At 53.1% G+C, this 20341-nt stretch carries 18 protein-coding genes; 8 read left to right on the forward strand and 10 right to left on the reverse strand.

Features of this window, described 5'->3' with window-relative positions:
- Window positions 1-13: 13 nt before the first annotated feature.
- From AB8B75_RS11560 to hutC, 8 genes are all read left to right on the forward strand, one after another.
- A complete protein-coding gene (locus AB8B75_RS11560) occupies window positions 14-463 on the forward strand; it encodes a class I SAM-dependent methyltransferase (protein ID WP_405362390.1) in 450 nt (149 codons plus the stop codon).
- A gap of 560 nt (window positions 464-1023) precedes the next feature.
- The gene (locus AB8B75_RS11565; RefSeq protein ID WP_405362392.1) at window positions 1024-1890 is read left to right on the forward strand and encodes a MurR/RpiR family transcriptional regulator; all 867 of its coding nucleotides are present in this window, start codon (window positions 1024-1026) and stop codon (window positions 1888-1890) included.
- A gap of 263 nt (window positions 1891-2153) precedes the next feature.
- Window positions 2154-3707, forward strand: coding sequence for an ABC transporter substrate-binding protein (locus AB8B75_RS11570; RefSeq protein ID WP_405362394.1), 1554 nt, complete (start codon window positions 2154-2156; stop codon window positions 3705-3707).
- Between the two features lie 57 nt (window positions 3708-3764).
- Entirely contained in the window at window positions 3765-4688 is a 924-nt protein-coding gene (locus tag AB8B75_RS11575) for an ABC transporter permease (RefSeq protein ID WP_405362396.1), read from the forward strand.
- Between the two features lie 2 nt (window positions 4689-4690).
- Window positions 4691-5557 (forward strand): ABC transporter permease, encoded by an 867-nt coding sequence (locus AB8B75_RS11580; protein ID WP_405362398.1) that lies wholly within the window; start codon window positions 4691-4693, stop codon window positions 5555-5557.
- Window positions 5554-7221 carry a dipeptide ABC transporter ATP-binding protein gene (locus AB8B75_RS11585; protein WP_405362400.1) on the forward strand — a complete coding sequence of 556 codons (1668 nt, stop codon included), beginning with the start codon at window positions 5554-5556 and terminating at the stop codon, window positions 7219-7221. Before AB8B75_RS11580 ends, AB8B75_RS11585 begins: the two co-directional genes overlap by 4 nt.
- Window positions 7218-8159 (forward strand): DUF6963 family protein, encoded by a 942-nt coding sequence (locus AB8B75_RS11590; RefSeq protein ID WP_405362401.1) that lies wholly within the window; start codon window positions 7218-7220, stop codon window positions 8157-8159. Before AB8B75_RS11585 ends, AB8B75_RS11590 begins: the two co-directional genes overlap by 4 nt.
- A 317-nt stretch (window positions 8160-8476) precedes the next feature.
- Complete coding sequence (hutC, locus tag AB8B75_RS11595; RefSeq protein WP_405362402.1) at window positions 8477-9214, forward strand: histidine utilization repressor; 738 nt, start codon at window positions 8477-8479, stop codon at window positions 9212-9214.
- Here the strand turns inward: hutC and AB8B75_RS11600 are convergent.
- The 10 genes from AB8B75_RS11600 to AB8B75_RS11645 form a co-directional block, all read right to left on the reverse strand.
- Entirely contained in the window at window positions 9204-10379 is a 1176-nt protein-coding gene (locus AB8B75_RS11600) for an alpha-hydroxy acid oxidase (protein WP_405362403.1), read from the reverse strand. The genes hutC and AB8B75_RS11600 overlap by 11 nt on opposite strands.
- Window positions 10380-10383: 4 nt before the next feature.
- The gene (locus AB8B75_RS11605; protein WP_405362404.1) at window positions 10384-11634 is read right to left on the reverse strand and encodes a hypothetical protein; all 1251 of its coding nucleotides are present in this window, start codon (window positions 11632-11634) and stop codon (window positions 10384-10386) included.
- Between the two features lie 80 nt (window positions 11635-11714).
- On the reverse strand, window positions 11715-12725 hold the full coding sequence (locus AB8B75_RS11610) for a zinc-binding dehydrogenase (RefSeq protein ID WP_405362405.1): 1011 nt from the start codon (window positions 12723-12725) through the stop codon (window positions 11715-11717).
- 3 nt (window positions 12726-12728) lie between these two features.
- The gene (hisD, locus tag AB8B75_RS11615; RefSeq protein ID WP_405362407.1) at window positions 12729-14060 is read right to left on the reverse strand and encodes a histidinol dehydrogenase; all 1332 of its coding nucleotides are present in this window, start codon (window positions 14058-14060) and stop codon (window positions 12729-12731) included.
- A gap of 31 nt (window positions 14061-14091) precedes the next feature.
- Entirely contained in the window at window positions 14092-14892 is an 801-nt protein-coding gene (locus AB8B75_RS11620; RefSeq protein ID WP_405362409.1) for an ABC transporter permease, read from the reverse strand.
- Entirely contained in the window at window positions 14889-15833 is a 945-nt protein-coding gene (locus AB8B75_RS11625; protein ID WP_405362410.1) for an ABC transporter permease, read from the reverse strand. The genes AB8B75_RS11620 and AB8B75_RS11625 overlap by 4 nt, the downstream gene beginning before the upstream one ends.
- 67 nt (window positions 15834-15900) lie before the next feature.
- Window positions 15901-16995, reverse strand: coding sequence for a PotD/PotF family extracellular solute-binding protein (locus tag AB8B75_RS11630; protein WP_405362412.1), 1095 nt, complete (start codon window positions 16993-16995; stop codon window positions 15901-15903).
- A 30-nt stretch (window positions 16996-17025) separates the two neighbouring features.
- Window positions 17026-18153: an ABC transporter ATP-binding protein gene (locus tag AB8B75_RS11635; protein WP_405362413.1), complete on the reverse strand. Its 1128-nt coding sequence runs from the start codon at window positions 18151-18153 to the stop codon at window positions 17026-17028.
- 137 nt (window positions 18154-18290) lie between these two features.
- On the reverse strand, window positions 18291-19058 hold the full coding sequence (locus tag AB8B75_RS11640) for an SDR family NAD(P)-dependent oxidoreductase (RefSeq protein ID WP_405362415.1): 768 nt from the start codon (window positions 19056-19058) through the stop codon (window positions 18291-18293).
- A 99-nt stretch (window positions 19059-19157) separates the two neighbouring features.
- Entirely contained in the window at window positions 19158-20318 is a 1161-nt protein-coding gene (locus AB8B75_RS11645; protein ID WP_405362417.1) for an acyl-CoA dehydrogenase family protein, read from the reverse strand.
- Between the last annotated feature and the right edge of the window lie 23 nt (window positions 20319-20341).

Below are 20341 nucleotides of genomic sequence, written 5' to 3' on the forward strand. Positions count from 1 at the left end.
TCTTGTCGCGCAAATGACTGCCACCGATCTGGCGGCCGGCATGATCGAGATTGCTAACGAAAAACTGAAAGATGAAGGCTCTAAAAATGTGGCCTTTAAAGTAGCCGATGTACTTGATCATCCTCTTGAAACAGAGCGCTACGACGCGGTCTTGGCGCACAACCTGCTTCATCTTGTATCAGACCTCGACCGTGCTCTTGATGTCATATCGTCATTGGTCAAACCGGGTGGCGTTTTTATTTCAAAAACGGTTTGTGCCCCAGAGCATGGTGGATTCAAGTACGCGATGCTGAGCAGAGTTGCGATACCAGTAATGCAAGCTATCGGAAAAGCGCCCTTCGTAGATTTCATGACCACTAGAGTACTTGAGACAAAAATCTTGGGGTCAGGATTCAAAATTGTCGAGACGGCAGGTCAAATCGGCATGCTGCCGAGCAGGTACATTGTGGCGCGCAAAGTGTAGACTTTTCAAAAGTGGCGTTCGGGCTGCCGCTGCCGCGGCAAAACCGTCACGAACACTGCTGGGCCCATGTAGTCGGCGCCTGAACAATCTGAGGTAACGGATAAGAAGAATAACGAGCATCCTTGACTTAGAAAACCTCTGATGACGCAGCCTGTGTGGCGTTCATGACGAATTCCGCGTCGTCGCCGCCGCTCAAAATCGCAACTGATTAGCCAAGACGCTCAGGCCTTCAGCAAACGCGCAAAGTCAGATCAGACAAACGTGCCTGCTGAATTCAAAGCACAGCTTTCTGCGTTGGTATTGCTCACAGAACCTAAGAACGTGGCCCGCACTCATTTTTTGGCCAATCCAATCAATTGCTTTGCGCTGCGCCCTTTTTCAGCTGTGGCGGTGCTCTATACTGCATGCTCCAGCTCGGCACCTTTTCCGAATGCGTCCAGTATTTGCCCTAACCAAATGGACACGAGGCACTGGAATGGAAAAACCACTCGGAATATTCCTTTGCCAAAGTAGCAGTTAGGTGAGTACTTTGTTTCATAAAGTATCAAAAGTAGTCAAAAATGAAAAAGACCACTGAGAAATCTGCGCGCCTTTCCGAACGCATTTTGGAAAGTTTCGATGTCCTGACAAAGTCGGAACGTCTCTTGGCAGATCACTTTCTGGAGCATCCTGATAGCCTTGTGCTGCATACAGCCGCTGAGATTTCTACCCAAGCGAAAGTCTCCAAAGCGACGACTGCGCGTTTCTTCAAACGGCTTGGATTTCCCAGTTTCAAAACGGCGCAACGGATGGCACGGGTTGGCCGAGACGACAGCAAGTACAAAAAAAACGTATACTCGGAACCTGTTCCGAACCTCAGCGGGCGGGGTGATCTGGCGAACCATTTGGCATCGGACGTTCAAAACCTGATTCGGACAATCGAGGCAATCCGCAGTGATGATCTGAAGGCGGCCGTTACCTATTTGTCGCGCGCCGAGAAGATCTGGGTTGTGGGCTTTGGCGACAACTATCCCTTGGCCCATTTTGCGCGAGCGCAACTGATCAAAGTGAAGCCAGACATCCGCATGATCCCACTCGGTGGCTTTTCAGTACCGGAAGAATTTGCGTCTATTAGGCCTTCTGATTCACTGCTTGCTTTGGCGATTGGCAGACGAACGCCGACGCTACGATCAATCCTGCAATCGGCGCGTCTGGCCGAGGCCAAAACAATCTCGATAACCGATCTGGCCAGCTCGGGAAGCCCGGAGTTGGCCGAGGTTACGCTGCGGTGCCGAACCAGTGGCCTCACGTATTTTGACTCGCTTGCGTCACCTGTATCTGTGATCACATACCTCTGCATGGCAGTTGCAGACCGCTTGGGTCAAAACGCGGTTGAACGGTTGCGTTACATCGACAGCATCCACAACGATTGGGGTGACGCCGGATAGCGGGGACTCAAATGCGTGTTTCTGCAGTCTCGAATTGCGGCAAAAAGAGTCAGAAGTGAAAAAAGAAACGTCACGGATGCGTTCTTTTTGACCTTACCGTTTCGGCACCCTAACCTTTTGCGTGGGGGAAAGACCCACCAAAACCGAAATAAATTGGCGTGTCGTCTAAATGCTCTTCGGACGATAAAAGATGTTTTGCCTGCTGCAAAGCGCTCAGCCTTTGTGCGGCCGCAGAATGGCCGACGCGAACAGAGAGGACTAAAATGACCTTTTTAAATCCCACCTTACGTCGACTTGCCGGCGCTGCTGCTATGGCTGCAGGCATGGCAAGTCCGGCGGTCGCAGATGACATTGTATGGGCGCGCTATGGCGATATTGACTCGCTTGACCCGCACCGGGCGACAAGCACGCTCTCTCTGCAAGTCTGGAGCCTTGTGTATGACACGCTGCTTGCGTCGGATGCTGATGGCCTGCCTGTACCGCATGTCGCAAAATCCTGGGAAGCCAATGCTGATGGGACAGAGTACACCTTCAACCTTGAAGACGGCGTTATGTGCCATGACGGCACGTCGCTTGATGCAAATGACGTGAAATATACCATCGACACAGCTTTCAACGAAGACATGCCCAGCGTAACCAAGGGCAGCTGGGGCCCGATAACAGGCGCCGAGGTTATTGATCCGCTGACCATCAAGCTGACGCTCGAGACTCCTTTCGTCGCTCTGATCCCATTTCTCGCCGACAGCTTCTCGTCGATTATTTGCGACAGTAATGGCGATGGCTTCGGCACAACAACAGCCATTGGTTCTGGCCCGTGGATGCTGGAAAGCTGGACAAAAGGCGACCGCGTCGTTTTGAAGAAGAACCCGGACTACAAGAACTTCGGCAAACTCGCCGAGAACCCAGGCGCACCCCACGAGGATGGCTTGATCATCGCCGTTGTACCCGAACCGCAGGCGCGCCTTGCAGCACTCAAGACTGGGGAAGTGCATATCGCAGAGCCACCATTCGACGATGTTCCGATGATCAAGGACGAGGGCGACCTGTCGATCATCGTCGCTGAAAACACCGGTCAGAACGTTTTCTGGGAGTTCGCTGTCCACCGCCCGCCGTTCAACGATGTGCGCGCGCGTCTTGCTGTAGCGCATGCCACCGATGCGGCCACTGCAATCAGCCTGATCTATGGTGATCTGTCAATTCAGGAGAACTGCCCGGTATCGCGTGGTGTCTTTGGCAACGATCAGGATTTTTGTGCGCAATATCGCCCAGCCTATGATCCCGAGAAGTCCAAGCAACTGTTGGCGGAACTTGGCTACAGCGAGGACAATCCACTCGAAACAGCGCTGCTCGTCTGGACTGGCGGAAATCGTCAGAAACTAGGTGAAGTTTTCCAGGCCCAGCTGGCCGAAGTTGGCATCAAGGCATCGATCGAGATCATGGATATCGGATCGCTAAATGCCCGGGTTCGGCAGGAAAATGAGAACACGGAAGGCACCACCGGTTCGATGGATATGATGACATGGTCATGGTATGATCCGGATATCCTTTACGCGCTTTGGCATACGCCCGGCGCGTATCGTGGCTACACTTCGCCTGAACTCGACGCGATGCTGGATGAAACCCGCGTTCTGACCGACCCGGATGAGCGGAAAGCCAAGGTGCAGGAAGTCTTCAAGTACCTGTTGGAAAACGCCATTCACGTGCCACTTTACACGCCCGGCTGGGAATGGGTGTTCGCAGTTCGTCCTGAGGTTGAGGGTTTCTTTGTCGCCCCCTTCGTCTATCCGAATTTCTCGGATTTGAAACTGGGCGGTTAACGTCTACGGTCGCCCGGGGCTTCGGTTCCGGGCGTGACTTTACGAAGGGCTGAGCGCATGTGGCGATTTCTTGGCACCCGCATCGCCATGGGGGCCTTTACCATCTGGATCACGACTATTCTGGTCACGCTATTGATCCACGCCGTACCGGGTGATCCGGTACAGATCATGTATGCTCAAAGTCAGGGCACAACGCCCGAACAGATCGAAGAAGTGCGCCGCTCTCTTGGGCTAGACCGGTCTATTCCAATTCAATACGCAATGTTTATGGAACGGCTTTTCCAAGGCGATCTGGGCAACACGATCCGGGGGGGACAGCCGGTGTTGGACGTGATCCTGCAGCGTCTGCCAAATACGCTTTTGCTGGCTTGCGCATCGATGTTTATAGCGATCCTGATTGGCGTGCCGATTGGATTTCTTGCAGCTTACCGTCAAGGCAGCTTTACTGATATCGCTCTGATGATTGTGGCCATTGCGGGAATTTCCATGCCGCATTTCTGGCTTGGCCTAATGCTGCTGTTTTTCTTCGCACTCGAACTGGGCTGGCTGCCTGTAAGCGGAAACGGCTGGCTCAATCTGATCCTGCCCGCCCTGACACTTGGGCTGTCCAATGCCGCAATCTTCGCGCGCCTGACCCGATCCTCGATGATCGACGTAATGAGCCAAGACTATGTGCAAACCGCTTTTGCCAAAGGCCTGCCTAGAGCGCTGGTGCTGCGTCGCCACGTGCTCCGTGCCGGGCTTCTTCCGGTCGTTACCATGATGGGTCTGCAATTTGCCTTCATGATGGGCGGAGCCATTGTGGTTGAAAACATCTTTTCCTGGAACGGTGTCGGGCGCATGGCGGTTGAAGCTATTTTCCAGCGCGACTACCCAATCATCCAAGGCTTTATCCTGACTTTTTCCGTCGTCGTGGTCTTTGTCGCCATCGCCATTGACGCACTCTACGCGGTGCTTGATCCGCGGATCCGGCGGTCATGAAGATGAGCGTGACTACTGACCCTGACGTGCCAAAGCCACCCCCCGGATTTCTGCAGCGGTTACTTGGTTCCCCCAGTGGCGCGATTGGTTTGGCGATTGTCTTGCTTTTGATCTTCTGCGCGATCTTTGCCGAGATGCTGGCCCCGTTTGATCCGAACAAGATGGGGTCAGGTGGACGGTTTTTGCCTCCCGGTGGCAAGCATCTCTTGGGCACCGACGAGTTTGGGCGCGACATGTTCTCACGCATCTTGTTTGGCAGCCGGATCACGCTGTTGATTGGGGCGGTCGCGGTCGGCATCTCGCTGACCATCGGAATGACCGTGGGTATGATCGCGGCCTTCCGGCGCGGTTGGATCGAAGCGATCTTGATGCGCGGCACGGACGTGTTGTTCTCTTTCACAGAAACACTGATCGCGCTCAGCTTTGTCGCCGTTCTTGGGCCAAGTTTGCAAAACGCAGTGATTGCGGTTGGAGTAGCGGGCATCCCGTTCTACGCGCGCACGTGCTATTCAGCCGCGTTGGTTGAAACTTCAAAACCCTATTTTGAGGCGAGCACCGCTGCCGGGGCCGGGCCCTTGCGATTGGTATTGGTGCATCTTTTGCCCAATGTGCTGCCAACAATGATCGTTGTGGCCACTTTGGGTGTTTCGACGGCTATACTTGCTGCTGCAGGATTAAGCTTTCTGGGTCTTGGTGCGCAACCACCGACGTCGGAGTGGGGCTATATGCTGGCCGGATCACGGGACTACATCAACCGCGCGCCTTGGCTCATGACGATCCCCGGTATTGCCATTGCGCTCACGGTGCTTGGCTTCAATCTGCTGGGGGACGGATTGCGGACCAGCCTTGATCCGGTGGAACGCAAATGATTGCCCTTTTGTCAGTCAAGGATCTGTCGGTTTCGATTGGCTCCAGCCCCTTGATCGAAGGGATTAGTTTTGACCTGATGGAGGGTCAAGTCCTGTCCATCGTCGGGGAGAGTGGGTCAGGCAAAAGTATGACAGCCAAAGCTCTCATGGGGCTGTTGCCACCCAAGGCTTCTGCGAAGGGACGTGCGATGTTCGACGGCGCCGACTTGCTAGCGCCAGGTGTTGACCCACCAAGGGGCACCGGTATTGGCTTGATCTTTCAAGAACCCATGACCGCATTGACGCCTGTGCTCACGATTGGACTGCAACTGACCGAAGCCATGGAAAGCCATGGCCTCTGCGACAGTGAGGAGGCACACAACCGCGCAATTGCCATGCTGGACCGGGTGGGCATTCCGGATCCCGAAGTGCGCATGCGACAATATCCGCACGAGTTGTCCGGTGGGATGCGCCAGCGGGTTGTGATCGCAATGATGATGCTACTTGGCCCCCGCGTCCTGATCGCAGATGAGCCGACAACTGCGCTGGATGTCACCGTGCAGGCGCAAATCCTTGATCTGTTGCGCGAAATCGTGACGGAGACGCAGATCGGTCTGATCCTGATCACTCACGATATGGGGGTCGTCGCTGAGATGGCCGACCATGTTCTGGTCATGAAGTCTGGCGTGGTTGAGGAATACGGTGCTGCAGAAGAAATTTTTTCAAAGCCAAAAGCAGCTTACACGCGCAGCCTGCTAGAGGCAGTCCCGCGCATTGATAGCATTAGCAGTCGCGATGACATCGCGCCGGACACGCTCTTGTCCGCCAGCAACATCACCAAGACGTTCAAGACCCGTGGGACCTTGCTTTCCCGCAATGACGGCCACAGGGCGATTGACGACGTGTCCCTCGACATTTGGCGTGGCGAAACACTGGCGCTTGTGGGTGAAAGCGGATCGGGTAAAACCACGCTGGGCCGAGTTATCGCACGCCTGACAGACGCCGAGGTGGGACGGGTGCTTATGAACGGGGCGGACCTGACTGCTTTGTCCGGTCGCAGGTTACAAACGCAACGACGCGCGGTGCAGATGATCTTCCAAGACCCATATGCATCGCTTGACCCCCGCCAGACCGTCGGGCGCACCGTTGCGGAACCAATGATCATTCATGAGACCCTATCGAAAGCTGAGCGTACCACGCGGGTTCACGCGTTGATGGAAAAGGTGGGTCTCAGCCCCGAAATGGCGCAGCGTTATCCACATGAATTTTCAGGCGGGCAGCGCCAGCGGATCGCCATCGCCCGGGCGATGGCGGCCAAGCCAACTCTTGTCGTGGCAGATGAACCGACATCAGCATTGGATGTCTCTATCCAGGCCAGGGTTCTCGATTTGCTCGATAGTTTGAAGCGCAGTGAGAACCTGACCATGCTTTTCATTTCACATGATCTCGCAGTCGTGCGCCAGATCGCGGACCGGGTCGCCGTGATGCGGAATGGTCGCATTCTGGAGCTGGGACCGGCTGCCAACCTCTTCGCTGACCCAAAGCACCCCTATACGCGCGCTCTGATCGATGTCGCACCGGTTCCGGACCCCACGCGAAAACGAGGCAAACGCCCCGTGCTTCAGGGAGACTATCCAACCGGGATTCTTTCTGAGGTCACACCAGGCCATTGGGTGGCTACATGACAATAGGGATCGCCGCCACGGGTCCCTGGGCTGGAGCGGGCATTCTTGCGGGCTTGCGCGCTGTTGAGGCTGTTGGGCGCGGCGCGATTGGCGGTTTTGTCAGTCTGGCCGTATTGACCGCGGATCAGAAACTCTTGCGTGCCGAGATTCAAAACGGCGGGACGGGTGCTTTATTGAATGGTTCGCCTCCCGAAGAAATATTACGCGCGCCTTACGCGGCCCTAATCTCAAGCGGTCCAGATCGCCCGACACCGTTGTCCCAATTCATTGCAGCTGCACCGTTTGTTGGAATTGTGACCGGTCACCGTTTTCCACATGTCTCGACCGAAGAAGGTCATGCGCTAAACGGTTTGATTCTGGATGCAATGCGGCAAAAGACTGCAGCGCAAGACGCGATCGACGCATTAATTTCCGCTCATCCCGGCTTTGATGCGGGGTTCATTGCGCTGTCAACCGAGGGCGACATGGGTCTCGGCAACATGCCCTTGGTCATGCGCCTCGCGCATCAAGGCGCTGAAACCAACCATTGCACAGAAACCGGTGCACGCGTCGCAATCCTGCATAATGCTATTCATCCGAGCAAGGCGATTGCAATTGTAGCGAGCGAAGTTGCTTTAGACGAAATTCGGCGACGGGGTACCAGGGTGCGTACCATTACTGTTGTGGCAGGCTTGGCGTTGAGTTTTAGTGACGAGCCCGAAATCCAAGTCGATGGTAAATTCGAGGTCATCCGGGTTGCCCACCCAAATAGCCAAACCCTTGACGCAGAAAACTCGTTCGGCATCGGCGATAGGGTGAAAGTTGTGCAATTTGGAAAGCAAATTGGGTGGCTCGGACTTGAGCCGTTTATGGTTGTGCGCAATGGTGCGATCATCACTTTGGACGGCAAGTCAGAAATCCAACTGCCTGTTCTAATGGTCGGCGCATCTGAACATTAGTCTGCAACACTAACCCGTGGCAGCGCAGCGCCTAACCTTCTTTGGAGATTGCTTCATACAAAACAGGGAGCGCTGCTCTCGACTTGGTATTGCTAACTTGTTTTTGCGCCCAGGGAAGGCGGATGTTCAGGCTTTGAACAGCATTTTGCAGCTTGGGCTCGATGCCTTCGTTCGATAAGCCCTATGTCGTTCTTCCAATGTTCTAGCGTGACTTTTTCGTAGCTGAATTTCATGTCTTTTAATTCAGCAATCGAACTCTCTAGCTTCACGACATGCTTACAATACACTTCTTTATGTATATACTTAGAGCCGGGAGGGTGCAGAGAATTGAAAGTGAGGAAAGAGTAGAAGCAATGTCGCTACATGATCGCATCCTGAAGGACGTTGAAAAGAAGATCGTCACTGGAGTCTGGCCCCCTGGCCATCGCATTCCGTTCGAAACCGATATGGCCAAAGAATACGGTTGCTCTCGTATGACGGTCAATAAAGCACTGACACAGCTTTCTCATGCAGGACTACTTGAGCGCAACAAAAAGTGGGGAACTTTCGTTAAAGCGCCTCAAACGCCATCTGCCGCGCTTGAAATCACTAACATCCAGAAAGAGGTTGAGGATGCGGGCAAAACATACAGCTATCGTTTGCTTGAGGATCGAATGCGAGGAGCTGAAGAGCATGAAACGACGACCCTCAACCTGAGTTGTGGTGCCGAAGTCCGCGAATTGAGATGCGTGCACTACGCAAATGGCGAACCCTTTTGCTTTGAAGAGCGGATAGTCAACGTAGCAGTGGCCCCTGAAATTAAATCGGTAACATTTGAAGATACTTCACCTGGCGCATGGATGTTCAAACATGTGCCTTGGAACAATGCGGAGCATCAAATCATTGCGGCCGAGGCCACAGTGGCTGTCGCCGACATACTCAACATGCCTGTTGGATCTGCGTGCTTGATCGTCGAGCGAAAGACCCAAAATGAAAAAGGCTTTGTCACTTGGGCGAGGCTTTCTTACGCAGGAAGTCAGCATCGGCTCGTCGCGACTTTTTCGCCTACGCGTTGAAACCGTAAGCACGATCGATGAGGTTGTCTGTTCCTCCCTCTTGCAACTCGGCGATGCTCGCGATGCCCATCAATTTGAGTGTTATGCTGATTTCAGTCGCCAAGATGTCGATGGCCTTTTCTACACCATCCTGTCCAGCAGCGGCCAAACCAAAAGCATAAGCACGCCCCAGAAGAACTCCGGATGCTCCTAGTGCAAGCGCAATGACAATTTCGCTTCCGCGTCGGAAGCCACCATCAATTAGAATTTCGAAGTCTGGTCCGACCGCGGATCTGATCGCTGGAAGAGCGGCAATCGTGGAGTTCGCAAAATCCAATTGCCGTCCCCCATGATTTGATACGACGACAGCGTCTGCCCCACATTCCTGCGCACGTTTGGCATCATCTGGAGAAAGTATGCCTTTCACAACAAGACGACCGGCCCAACGTTCACGCAACCAGGACAAGTCTTCCCAAGTCAAAGAGGCATCCAGACGTCCCGAGAGATTTGAAGCTTGTTCCAGCACACCCTTGCCGTATTCCGGGTAGTTTTCGACAGCTTCAACGCTTGGAGATCCATGCCTGAGCATATCAAGACACCAGCGTGGTCTTTGCATCATGGAAAACAGTAAAGGCGCGTTGAGACGTGTCACAGCGCGAAAACCGTTGCGTAGGTCTTTTTCTCGAATGGAGGTTACAGACGTATCGACGGTCAGATAGAGAACCTCTGTCTGCGCAGCAAGAGCTGCGTCGATGAGGTGCTCAACAAAGGATCTGTCGCGATCCATATAGAGCTGGAAATGCAGATTTCCGCCAACCTGCCTCCTTAAAGTCCCGATAGAAGCAATCGAAAACGTGGATAGGCACAAAGGTATTTTTTTTGCCTTTGCCGCCGCTGCGGCAAGCCGTTCTCCACCTCCTCGGTACAACCCAAGGAACCCGACCGGGCCCAACATGAAAGGAAGCCCGCTTTCTGCACCCAGAAAGGTTGTTTTCAAAGAAGGCATGTCTTTGACACGCAGTGTCTTTTGAACCAATGCGAAGCGTTCAAAATCCGACCGGTTGCGAACCGCTGTCGTTTCAGAGAAAGCGGCCCCATCGATGTAATCGAAGAAGATCTTAGGCAACCGCGATTTCGCTAAAGACCGCAGGTCCGAAACATTCACGGCTCCTGATTTATTGCTCACAACACTAACTTTCCGGATCTATTCTATCAAAGAAATCAGTGAACAGGTTTCGCCCCACTTCTGGTTCAGAACCCGCCAAGCCCGTGACGTAGAAACCTATCGCTGAAGAGATCACATTGTGCCGTCCGGCCCCGGCTCGGAGGTTCATGACCAACGTCGGACACATCGCGAATGCCGACCGAATTGTTTGCCGCCAATTTGGAGGGAGCATGTTTCTGTTGGCCAGTTCGTGGAGAAAGGGCTTCCAAAACGCTTCAATCTTTGCGTCTAGTAGGTTCTCACGCACTTTATTGAGCTGCCAGTCGGTTTGTATGGACAAAACGCCGCCACTGTACTCGGCATCGACCACATATCGCTCCTGCGCGACATCAGGATCGTAAAGCCAAAACGGATGCGCAAAAACATTGTGAAAGGTTGCTTTGACTTCTGCAATCAACGACGGAATGTTAAGTCCAGCAAAGGCTGGATCGAAATATGACAGTTTGGCGTGATGGCCTTGGTCGACGAACCAAACGTTGGCGTTATGCGCATCCCCATGGGCGGTAATGCCGCCCGCGCCAGTGAGATTGCTGGGGTTCAGGTCTCTCAGTGCGGACTTGAAAATTTCACCGATCGTTGACTTCATAAGCTGTCCGTTCAAAGACAGCTTTGCATGGGCGAACTGTTCCCAGGACAGCTCACAGCCAGGAAACTCAAACGATCGATCTATATAGAAATCTTGGTAACGTCCGCCTGGCGGTTTCCCCGTCTTAAGGTCAATCATTCGTTCGTGGAACAAATGATGAATTGGTTCATTCGTGACTTCGGCGGCATTGACAGGATGCAGGGTTTGCAATGCAAATTTTACGATTTTCGAGTTTAGATCTCGTTCGGCAGTGACCGCCTTCATTGTGGCGATTTCGTCAGGAGAAACATCAAGCTGACGGAGAACATCTGAGAATCTTCTGTCTTTTCGCCGGGCGTAGACGAGTATTTGCTCTCCGGGCAAAGTTGATTTCCATACGGGCATGTCCACAGGTAATTCGGCGTCAACCAATAGTTCGGCCCGATAGTATTCGCCCTTCATGTCTTCTTCACCTTCCTCCTGATGAAATTTGAAGAAGTAATCGGTACCATCGGATTCAAAAAACCCGTTTAGCGAATTGAGGGAATACTGATCGTAGCTGATCTGCACATGACTAACCAAGATGCCGAAAACCCCGGACAATAAATTCTCAAGCTCAACTAGTGCTGCTTCGGGATCTACGCCAGCCAATGCTCGAATGCGCGCGGTCCTAGACTGTGTCCGATGCTCGTTGCTTGGCATTACTTGATCAACACTTTGCCCACTTGACGTCATTCCGGATTGATCTTTATGAGCGTTTTGATCCCGCGGGCTTTGCCGTTGACGATTCTAGCATATTCGCTCGGGACATCTTCCAGGGACACTCGATGACGAATGAGGCTCTCGAATACTTCAGAGTGCTTTTCCAGCAAGGCGATCGCTGGAAACATCTCGTCAGTGAACGCATGACAGCCGACAATGCGGAACTCGCGTTCCACCGCCTGCACTGGATCAAATTCAATTTTTCCTGACCCGATGCCCACCAATCCGAGCGTGCCTCCGGCTAAAGAGTTCAGAACTGTCCGGATAACGCTCACATGTCCCGTTGTGTCTAAAACCTGCGAAACGGGATGCGTAGAATTTTTGGAAAGGCTCTCAAAGTCTGCGAGTGAAACAGCCGCCGCATCTGCCGCTTGTGCGACCGCCGTGGCTCTTTCATGGTTTTGATCGCACACGAACACCTCGCGGTTGGACGTATAGCGACTTGCTACTGCTGCCAAGGCACCTATCGGACCGCATCCGATGACAAGCAAAGGTCTGTCCGAAACATCCATCATCGCCAATGCATGTAGCGCCACAGCCAAGGGTTCTGCGAGCGTCAACACATCCAATTGTGTTTCCGGAGCGACCCGGAAAACAAGCCGTTCCGGCAAGTCAACGAAATCTGCAAATCCTCCGTCAATCGACTCTCCCACAAACCCAAGGTTTTCACACAGATGGGGCTGATCGGCATCGCACTTCGCGCATTTGGCGCAATAGTCTCGTGAGTCCGCGACCACCTTGTCTCCTGGTGCGAAACCGCTGACGCCCTCGCCAATTGCATCGACTATCCCTGAGAACTCATGTCCAGCTGTTGATGGTCGGCGCGAAATCCATTGACCGGTTTTGTAGTTGTGGATGTCTGAGCCGCAAATGCCCGCATAGGCGACCTTGAGCCGTACGTGCCCGTCAGCTGGCATACAGGCGAGTTCGACTTCCTCAAACCGGATGTCGTTCACGTCGTGAAGGCGAACTGCTCGCATGTATCAGCCTTTTTTCATGAGATATTGGTCACGCATTTCGGACACGGCATTTTCGTGGGAGGAGAATCCCTCGTATCTGGCGAGTACACGCGCATGCTTTGCCATCGTAGGATAGGCAGGCGCGGTGACATAACCTATTGAGCTGCATTTAACAAAGTCATGAACTGACAAGGGTCCGTATGTCGCAGCGCCTTTACTGGTTGGAAGGACGGCGTTCGGCCCAAGAGCAAAGTTGCCAATTGAAACTGGCGTGTGTGGCCCCATCAAGATCTCTGCGGCTTCGGTGATGTGACCTAAATGTTCAAACGGTTCAGTTGAGAGAAGCTCAAGATGTTCTGGCGCATAGTCGTTGATGAACTGGTAGCTTTCCTCCAATGAGTTGGTCAGAATGATACCGCCGTTTTCTCCGCAGAGAACGGATTTGGAATATTCTACACGGTGCTTGGTCATCTTGGCCCAGTGATCCGGCAAGGCGGCAATTGCTTCTTCAGCAACGCGACGCGAATGCGTTACCAAGTACGCGGAGCTGTCAGGGCCATGCTCCGCTTCAATCAGCAAGTCCAAGGCTGCAAGGCCACCATGAATGCTGTCGTCTGCAAAAATGATTGCCTCTGAAGGTCCTGCTGGGAGACCGGGATCGATCAATCCAGACAACTGCTGCTTGGCAGCAACAACCCATGGGCTACCAGGGCCTACAATCTTGAGCGCTTTTCTTATTGTCTGCGTGCCAAATGCGGCTGCGGCTACGGCTTGGGCGCCACCACATTTGTAAACTGTTTCAACTCCGGCAATCCGTGCGGCTACAAGAGTGGCTGCATCAACGCCGCCATCGGGCGCGGGAGGCGTGAATATCGCAAGATTGGGTACTTGGGCAACCACCGCTGGCACGGAAGTCATCATCGTGACCGATGGAAATGAGCCCTTCCCTCGCGGCACGTACAGAGCAACAGATTTAATGGGGGTATATCGATCGCCGGCATAGGCACCCGGCTTGATCTCCTTCAGCCACATCGGTTCCGGCTTTTGCTCTTCATGGAAGATCTTGATGTTCTCTATGCCATGCTCGATGGCTTCAATAACTTCCGCGTCAACGGCATCGAATGCGGCATCAAACTCAGCTTCGCTCGCTCTCAGGGTGGCCTCGGTCAACGGTTTTGCGCCGTCGAAATCTTGACCAAAGCGGACCAATGCGACATCGCCTTCCGTCCGGACTGCCTCAATGATGGGTTTCACTTTCTCGGCGAAAACGGACAGGTCAGCCTCAGATCTCTTGAGGAGCGCCTGATAATCTTCGGATGAGAGGCGTGCTGTTTCGTGAAACGAGACATTGGACATTTGAGGCGACCTTTCTTGCGCATTCACTGCGCTATTTCGATTTCAAGAAGATTTCCAGACCGACCAACTTGTCCAACGCAGCAATGGCTAATGTGGCAATTGCGATGAATACAACTGAAACGGCCGCGAGATCCGGAGTGATGATGGAACGGATCGAGTTATAGATTTGCACTGGGAGCGTTACGATGCGGGCGTCCACTAGAAGCAGACTCACCAAGAACTCGTTCAAAGACAAAATGAACATCAAGAGCGATCCGGTGATCACACCGGGCGTCACTGCTGGCAGTGTCACATTGAAGAACGTCTGCACGGGCCCAGCCCCACAACTCATTGCGGCGGCTTCGAGATCTGGATCGAGTGATGCGGCACTTGAAGATACGGCCCAGATCATGAATGGGAGATTGATCACAGCGGTAGCAATACCAACCGGCCACAGGTTCCCAAGGATGCCTATTTGACCGAAAAACAACATCAGACCGATACCAGAGCCAATCAGTGGGATTGTGAACGGAAGCAATAGGTAGACCTGGATCGTATTGCCGCCTTTGATATGGTATTTGGACAATGCGATGCCAGCTAACGTTCCTGTCGGCAAAGATACCAACACACAGATCGACGCGACGATCAGCGACCTTACAAAAGCGTCTCGAAGGTCCTGTTCCCCAATAATGGCTGCATACCACTTCAACGAAAAACCATCTGGTGGGAACGTGATGATATTGCCTGAAGTAAAAGATGCCCCAAGGACAACAAGTGTGGGCGCTGACAAGGTAAGAAGCGATAGAACAACCAATGTCCAGAAAACAGTAGTTTGCACGCGAGACCTATTCATTTCTTGTCACTTCCCAGTGCAAGTGTCCCGGCCCCGAACACCATGAAAATTACGCCCACCAGCATCGAACCAATTGCAATCAAAAATATCGTAAGTGCTGAGCCAAAACCTTGATCTGACGTTCTGAAGAACTGATCATAAATGGCGTTGGCAATAAAGTCCTGTGACCCACCTCCAAGAATTGCTGGCATCGCAAAGTCTGTCAAAGAAAGCGTTAGGACGACAAGCCCGGCACCAATAAGTCCTGGTTTTGCCATGGGCAAAATCACGTACCATAGAGTCTTTACCCAATTCGCACCAAGTGATCCGGCTGCGGCTTCTACTTCTTCTGGGATCGCTGTCATGGCAGGAGCCAGCATTAAGACGCCGAATGGCAACATGTATTGTACCAACCCAAACAAAACAGCGGGGTAATTAAACAACAAACGGATTGGCTCAATCCCGACCAGTCCCAGTGCGTCATTCAATATGCCTTGGCTTCCAAGGATGATCAGCCACCCGTAAGCCCGCACAACCTGACCGATGAAAAACGGAAGAAAGAGCGCAATGAGCAGAAATTTTCGCAGGAGCGTGTTCGATGTGCGCACCATCACATAGGCATAAGGGAAAGCCAGAATCAAAGTGACGATAGTGACAATCATTGCGCCGAGTAAGCTGCGCCATATGATTGTGAAAGTGAATGTTTCTGAGAGCATTCGCCGGTAGTTTTCGAGCGAGTAATCCTCTGAGAATAGAAATGTCGAACGATCAAGAGTGCGCAGAGATGAGTCGCCTATGTACAAGAGGCCTACGGCCAACGTCCCTACAAGGATAATCGCCGGGGTCAGCATTAAGTACGGAGTGTATTTGCCCCCACCTTTCGGCCATATCTTGGCAAACACGGCTTCCAAGGCATCCATGAAACGCCATGCGAGAGGGTAGGAAGAGTTGTATTTGCGCATAGGTTCTCTCGATCAGAAGGTCATCGGGCGATCCTCAGAGCGCCCGACGAAGTGGTATGGATGAGGCTTAACCTTGCATGATCTGCTTGAACTGAGAGAACCAGTCACTTTCGTTCTCCACCTGAATTTGGCCGGAGATACGGATTAGTCGCTCAAAGTCTGCAGGCTCGGTCGGGTAACTTGGATCCCCGGCAAGTCCTTCTGGGGGCGTAATTCCCGGAACGACGCCTGGCAGACCGAGACCATCAAGCCAAACCTGTTGGGCTTCCTGCGTCAGCGCAGAATTGATGTATTCCTTCGCCCAATATAGCTCGCTTTCGGAATGACCTTTCGGGATCCACAAGCCGTCTGTGTCGAACTTGGCGCCCTCATCCGGCACGGTCCATGCAAGGTCGATGCCATTTCTCTTTGCGCCAAGGGCGTTGGTCGAAATCGTGCAGGCCGCATCAATCTCGCCATTCTGGAACCACGTTACGAAGTCGGGATCTTCACCCAACAATGGGTTCTGTGCTTTCATTTTTTCGACGAATTCCCAGCAAGCAGCCATGTTACCTGGAATGTCATCAAGGCTACCGCCACCCGCAACTTGTGCAGGGAAGTGGAAGCCAATACCGTCGTTGTAAAATGCAAGGCGGCCTTGGAAGCGCGGATCGAGAAGATCGTGGTATGACTTCGGCGGGCCATCTGGGAAAGCGTCAGGCCGGTAAGCCAAGACGTAAACGTATCCATAGGTGTTAATAATCGGGTAGCCTTCTACACCGACCGGCTTTGCGAGATCGGTCGTAGCGGCAAGATTTGAAAGATCGGAGAGGTCTTCACATACGCCGCGCAGAGCCGACTTCGTTGCGTTAGTCGTAGTGTCCCAATTGATGTGAATAGGTGGTGTCCGATTTTGCGCAACTGCGGCCCAGACTTTGGGCTGGATCTCGTTGTCTTCCGTCAAATCATGCACGATCCGAATACCGGTGCGTTCCGTAAACGGATCTGACACCCCGTTTTTCAGAGCTTCAACCCATGGGCCACCCCAGGCCCTGATGATCAACTCGCTGGGCTTGGTCGGTTCTTGTGCATGAAGAATGGTCGGTGTTGCCAACGTAGTTGCACCGAATGCCGCTGATGTCTTGAGCATATCGCGACGATTTAGCTTTTTGTCGAAAGTCATTGCTTTCTCCCTGTTGTGGTTTCGCTCAAATTAAATCGAGCCTTTTGTGCCGGCGACAAAGATATGGAGGTCGCGGCATTTCCAACCGATCCGAACGCTTTTACCTAACTCATGTGTCGCAAAGTCGTTTTGATCGTGGTGGAAAATTCGAAATGGAGTGGCGCCAAGCGCAGGAACATTGATTTCATAGAGAAGGCGTTCGCCTTCAAATATTACATCTACTACTGTTCCTTCGAAGTCGGCGTCCACATCGGCGAGCGACTCAGTTTTCGAAACGATGCGGATCTGTTCGGCGCGCACGGCGGCTCTGATCGCCATACCCTGCTTGAGATCGCTGGATTGGCTACGGAGCACTCCCGTCAGTTCCTTTCCTTTGAACTTTCCCGTCGCCGATTTATCGTTCCTTGTGACAAGTTCACCCTCAAAGGCATTGGTCACACCAATGAAATTTGCAACGAAAGGATTATTTGGCGTTCGGTACATCGTAGTCGGGGGGGCGTCTTGCTGAATTTGACCGTGGTCCATCACAATGATCTGGTCTGAAACAACAAGGGCTTCCCGTTGATCGTGCGTCACATTGATCGTGGTGACACCCAGTTCCTTTTGAATTCTTCGAAACTCGAGCTGCATTTCTTCGCGCAGTTTTCTGTCAAGGGCCGCCAGAGGCTCATCGAGTAAGAGGAGGTCCGGCTCAAACACAAGTGCCCGAGCGATTGCAACCCTTTGTTGCTGCCCTCCAGATAGCTCATTGATCCGCCTATTTTCCAACCCGTCAAGTCTGACCAGATTTAGATATTCGGTCACGCGGTCAACAATCGTCCGCGCATCGAAGCGCCGCATTTTTAGAGGGAACGCAACATTCTCCGCGGCGGTCATGTGAGGGAACAACGCAAGTTTCTGAAACACCATGCCGATGGAACGCTTGTATGGTGCAACCGCGCTTACGGCTTGGCCATTGATGAAAATCTCGCCGCTTGTCGGGGTCAGGAATCCGGCAATCATTCGAAGAAGTGTCGTTTTCCCAGAACCTGAAGGACCAAGGATCGTCAGAAAGCGGCCATTCTCTAGCTCGAAGCTGGCATCCTTGACCGCTCTAAAATCGCCAAACTGCATTTCGACGTTCTTTGCAGAAACAGCCGATGATGTATCTTGCGTCACTCTTTCTCCCCGTCGGCCATCGCGCCACTATCGATGCAGGTATTTGGCTCCATTCGTTCTATGTCTATACATGAGACGAGTAGCCTTGCGCTTGTCAACCCCGGATGCCTATTGCTTCAGCAAGTTCCTTCATTAGTTCAAATGGAAGCCAGATATCCGCCATCGATTGCGAGGCATTGCCCAGTTATGTATCGTGAGGCACTGCTCGATAAAAAGACGACTGCACCCTTGAGATCGTTCGAATCGCCGAAAGTTCCCATTGGTATTTTCCCCAGCATCGCCGTTTGCCATGCTTCGTCCTTGTAGAACTTATCCGTGAGTTCCGTTCGAAAATAGCCAGGCGCAATCGCATTCACGCGAACTCCTTGAGCAGCCCACTCTGCGGAGAGGGCGCGAGTCATACCAAGAAGACCAGACTTGCTTGAACAGTAGGGTACTGCAGTTGGAACACCGACATAGGATGTAAGAGAGCAAACGTTGATAACAGAACCTCCCCCACGGGGGATCATTGACCGCGCTGCTTCTTGAGCACAAAAGAACGCGCCTTTGAGGTTTACGTCATTGATCTTGTCCCAAAGGTTCTCGTCAATATCGAGCGATGGGCAAACATGCTCGTAACCCGCGTTATTCACCAATACATCAAACCCACCATAGGTCTTGGCGAAATCAGCAAGCTTTGATCTTGTGTCATCGACGTCTTCAACGTCTATTTCCAAAGGGACAATGCTGCCCTTCGTGCCCTCGCCAACGGCAAGTGTTTCGTCAAGTGAGCTCAGTGACCGCGAAGTCGCTACCACCTTTGCGCCTGCCTCGGCCAACCCGATTGCCATTGCTTGGCCAAGGCCACGGCTACCTCCCGTTACCAGAGCCGTTTTTCCGCTCAAGTCGAAAATGTCTGCATTCATTCCCTTGTGATCCTTGCAATTGCATCTTTATGTCTATACATAGAAGGTCAAATTTGCCAGCAAAAAAGCAATGTTATGTGAGGATAGATGAGGCGTGCTTCAAAGAGTCTCGTCGACAAAACCCTCGATCTTGGCGGTATTCATCGACAGTCGGTAGTTCGACACCATTATGGGTGCGGACAGTGCATCGGCGACAGGCTCGACAACGGAATACGGGCCGCTTGTGGCATAACCACGGATCCCAATCAGCATCAGCGCGCCCTGGCAGACCCGGCAGGCGATGTCGGAGCATTCGACCTTCAGCCGGTTGATCCGCGCAGACAGAGAGAATCCCATATCCGCCGCTGCGTCACGGTCTTTGTATTCGGCCATGGCGCTGCGGATCAGGCTGTTCATGATGTGGTGCTGCCCGGTCAGGCGGTTGAGTTCATAGCGTGCGATTTGTGTGGTTTCGGCGTCTTTCTCCAGTTCTTTGCTGACGAAAGTCCGCGCCCGGTCAAGTGCTGTCCAGGCCAACCCCGACCAAAGCGCGGCCCAGAGGATTTGGATCACCGGCGTCATGGTACCACGAGCGATGGCAGGGAAGGCTTCCGAAAAGACGGCGTCTCGTGGAAATTCGACGGTAAAGGCCCAAGGACGGTTGAGAATGCCAACCATTCCCATAAAGGAGGTGTCGCGACCAGCCTTGAAGGCCTCGCGGTTCACATTTGCGACGGCCAGTACCTGCCGTGTACGACCCTTCTCGTCAGTACCATTTGCAGAGACAAGAATCGCGTCGGCGTTGTCGATGTACGAAATATTGGGGCTCTCTTTCACGATCCGCAACCGTCCGTCCGCTTGGTCCTCAACGTTGCAGATCGACGTGAAGATATCGCCACCAGGGCCTTTTTCGGAAGTGCCCGAGGCGATCAAAATCTGCTCGTCGATCATGCGGTGCTGGAACGCGGCGAAGAAAGGGCCGGTTCCGTGAGCAGTGACACTCATCGCTTGGCTCATGTGCATGGCATAAATCAGACCCGCCGAGCCGTTCTGGCGGGCTACGTTGAAAGTGATCCGGGCGATTTCAGCCAATTCCAAACCGGGGCCCCCGAAGGCGGGTGGTACCGAAACAGACAGAAGTTTGTCTGTGCGCATCTGTGAGATCAATGCGTCAGTGAATGCCTTGTCGCCACCTGGTGTAGGCTTGACGCCTGCGCGTTCGACCAGATTGTCGCTGAGAGCAAGGTAGCGTGTGGCGTCCTGCGAATTCGTCTTGGTCATGTCAAGATTCCCCTTGTGATGGT

Origin of the sequence: Roseobacter sp. (assembly GCF_045106495.1) — a bacterium.
Lineage (GTDB): Bacteria > Pseudomonadota > Alphaproteobacteria > Rhodobacterales > Rhodobacteraceae > Roseobacter.